This window comes from Candidatus Cloacimonadota bacterium, assembly GCA_020532355.1.
Lineage (GTDB): Bacteria > Cloacimonadota > Cloacimonadia > Cloacimonadales > Cloacimonadaceae > UBA5456.
In genome coordinates this window covers 1-3,569 of sequence record JAJBBD010000285.1, presented here as the reverse complement: position 1 = coordinate 3,569, position 3,569 = coordinate 1, and the positions used below count along the sequence as shown (strand labels likewise).

3 protein-coding genes are annotated in these 3,569 nt (G+C 42.2%); all 3 read left to right on the top strand.

Annotation, left to right across the window (positions count from 1 at the left end; translation table 11 throughout):
• Positions 1-84 precede the first annotated feature (84 nt).
• Positions 85-276, top strand: a complete 192-nt coding sequence (locus LHW48_09940; protein MCB5260769.1) for a hypothetical protein — start codon at positions 85-87, stop codon at positions 274-276.
• Between the two features lie 176 nt (positions 277-452).
• Complete coding sequence (locus tag LHW48_09935; GenBank protein MCB5260768.1) at positions 453-2,177, top strand: T9SS type A sorting domain-containing protein; 1,725 nt, start codon at positions 453-455, stop codon at positions 2,175-2,177.
• A gap of 1 nt (position 2,178) precedes the next feature.
• The coding region (locus tag LHW48_09930) for a DEAD/DEAH box helicase (GenBank protein ID MCB5260767.1) at positions 2,179-3,569 on the top strand (1,391 nt) is incomplete at its 3' end.

Below are 3,569 nucleotides of genomic sequence, written 5' to 3'. Positions count from 1 at the left end.
TGAGAATGGTAAGTGGTGCATGTTAAAGTGCCAAAACTGGTGCATATTAAAATTCCGTTGACATGCGGGAGATGTTGTGGCAAAGTGGGGTGGCAAGCTCTGTTTGCCACAAAGACCGAAGGGCTTTTCTTTCTGGCGAATCCGTCGCCACTGCCAAACGGAGCTTGGCGACCCAAGCGAGGCAGCCCCAAAGCTCTGCAACACGGGATGCTTGTGTTAAAAGCAGCATGTATGCAAAGAATCTCGCTCTGCAATCTTGCAGATTCAAATACGTAAAAAACTATAGAGCCAATTTTCATAGTATCCTTCCGTCCAACCGAATGATTGCATAGTTTTGGCTTTGTTGTTGTATGTCAAGCTCAATGGAGCTTCCGAAAAACATCTTGACAATCTACAGACAATAAATTTGATTTCTGTAAAGATGAAATATCAAAGCAATATGGATGGTTATTATGGCAAAAATGGACATACAGAGGACAACTCCTGCCTTTATAAAATTATTGATATCTGTAATGTTTTTTATTTCTGCCTTCTTTTTATCGGCGCAAACAATTACCATTGGTAATGGCACTTTATTGCACAAGCGGCTACCCATCGAGCCTGCGGCGCGTTATAGTTATACCCAGCAGTTGTTTTTAGCTTCGGAAATAAGTCATTATGGCACAATAACTCACATTGGATTTCAATATAATGTGGCATATCATGGATTTTTGGTCGCCAATCGAGATTGGAAGATATATTTGGGTGAAAGTAATGAAGAAATGCTGGAAAGTTGGATACCCATCTCAGAGCTAAATTTGGTTTTCGATTCGGTGCTTGAGATCGAGATGTTTTCTGGGGGATTGCCGGGAACGGGCTGGCTTAGTATTCCGCTTCAAGAACCATTTATCTATTCTGGAACGCAGAATTTGATTTTAGCAGTAGATGAAAACAGCAGTCAAATCGGGAGCAGTGATGATGACTTTTATTGCCGTGAGACTGTATCTGTAAGGGCGTTGAACTATCAAAGTCTTACTATCAATCCGGATCCGGAAAATCCTGGAGACACCATATATCAATTAACCGCTCTGGCAAATTTACGGCTTTGCTTTAGCAACGATGCCGGATATGATAGCCCCTCAAATCTGTACGGATATTATTCTGGCAATGCGCTTCATCTAAACTGGGATCCACCACTAAACCCTGCTGTAGAAAGCTATAGAGTGTATAGGAACGGATTATTGTTGGCTACTAACACACAATGTGAATATACAGATAATCTAGTAGAACCGGGAGGGACTTACAGCTATTTTGTGAAAGCAATGTATCCCGGAGGGTTAATTTCTCCTGAATCTAATTCATTCTTTATCGAGATTCCCACATCTGGAGCGCAAACTATTATAGATGAGAGATTTGACACCTTAGAATCGTTCAGCACACAGATTCCGGGTTTTATAAATTTAGATTTGGATGGTTCGGATACTTGGGATATGGATTTTGCCGATTTTCCCAACGAAACTGATTCTAAAGCCTGGATGGTATTTTCCCCATGCGAATGCACACCTCCTCAAACCCAAATCCAAGCCCATTCACCGGCTAAAATGCTGGCATCACAATGTAGTGTTATAGCACCTAACAACGATTGGCTAATATTACCAAATCTAAATCCCGGTTCCGATTCCCGCTTAAGTTTTTGGGCAAAAAGCCATACTGGCGCTTATGGTTTGGAGCGGTTACGGGTACTTGTTTCCACCACCGGAAGCGAGCCCTATCAATTTACAAAGATTCACTCCGAAGACTTTTTGGTGGTTCCGGCAGAATGGACATATTATGAGTTCTCTCTGGATATCTATGCCCAGGAAGATATATATCTGGCTCTAAACTGTATATCGGTTAATGCGGCAATGCTTTATGTGGATGATATCAATGTAAGTGGAACTGGTACGGGAGTGGAAAACATGGATACACTTGCACCAGCCTTTGCCTTGTATCCCAATCCCAGCCGGAGCGGGTTTACGTTAAAAAGTGAATTGCCCTTTGATCTAACGCTGTATAATATTCGTGGACAAAGAGTATTAAGTCAAACCGGAATCAAGGAATATAGATATTCCGGTAAAAAGTTGAGCGCCGGAGTGTATTTTCTACGTATACAGCAAGATGGTATAAGCACTATTTTAAGACAAGTGATATTACCCTGATATGAGTACTCTGGAAGCGTTAATATCATATCTAAGGCAAACCAAGCGTTATTCTGATACTATTGTTTCTACTTTGAATATACAGCCTCAGCAAGCATCATACGCCCCTTTACCTGGTTCTTTGCATCCTGCCATAGAAAGCATTTTGGCTCAAGAAGGCATCCGCTATCTTTATAAGCATCAAGTTGATGCTATAAAAATGGTTTTAAATGGCAAAAACGTTGTGATTAGCACTGGAGTTTCCAGCGGCAAAAGCCTGGTATATTGGTTGCCCATCCTTAATGAATTAGCCCAAAACAAAAAGGGCAAGGCTTTGTTGCTTTATCCAACCAAGGCTTTGGCACAAGATCAGAGTAAAAAACTTGCGCAGCTTTGCACTAATCTTGCCAGTATCACCAATCGGCGCATATTTAGTGCCATTTATGATGGCGATACACCAAATTCGTTACGCTCCAAAATCCGCCGCCAAGCAGATGTGGTGGCAAGCAATCCGGATATGTTGCACATGGGGATATTACCTCATCACAGCTTATGGAGTTCATTATTCTCGCACTTGCAATATGTGGTTATAGACGAATTGCATTACTATCGCGGAGTACTGGGTTCGCACTTTGCCAATGTTTTGCGACGCTTAAAGCGAATTTGCAGAGTGTACAACGTAAACCCAATATTCATTTGTACATCTGCCACTTTGGGCAATGCCCGGGAATTGGCACAAAACCTTATTGGCGATGAAGTTTTTGAAATCTTTGAAGATTATTCCGAACAAGGAATGCGCCATTACATGATAGTTAATCCTCCCATAGTGGAAGAGACATTGGGCATACGGCGCAGTTCATTGATGGAAACAGCCAGTTTGGCAAAATTGGCAATGGAATATTCTTTGCAGAGCATAGTGTTTAGCGTTACCAGACGCAGTGTGGAGGTATTGTTGCTACACATGCCACAAAGCTTTATTGCAGAAATTTCGGCATACCGCAGCGGTTATCTCGCCTCTCATAGGCGACAAATAGAGAAAAACTTACGCGAAGGCAAGCTAAAACTGATAATTTCCACCAATGCGCTTGAATTGGGAATCGATATTGGAGGTTTGGATGCAGCGTTTATCAACGGCTACCCCGGTAGTATCGCTTCCGTTAGACAGGAAGCAGGCAGAGCGGGAAGAAAGGGACGCCCGGCATTGGCGATTTTGGTGGCAGGCTCTAATCCATTAGATCAGTACATCTGCCGTCACCCAGATTACCTTTGGCAAAACAATCCCGAGCAAGCTTTAATAGATCCCAATAACACCGAGATTTTTTTGAGTCAGTTAGATTGTGCAGTAAGCGAGCTTTCCCTAAAAGAAGGTGAAAGCTTTGGCAATATAGAATATACTGAGCTATTAGGATATTT

Excerpts from the sequence above, each read along its gene's own strand:
- LHW48_09935 (MCB5260768.1), top strand. The coding sequence starts at position 453 with ATGGCAAAAATGGACATACAGAGGACAACTCCTGCCTTTATAAAATTA.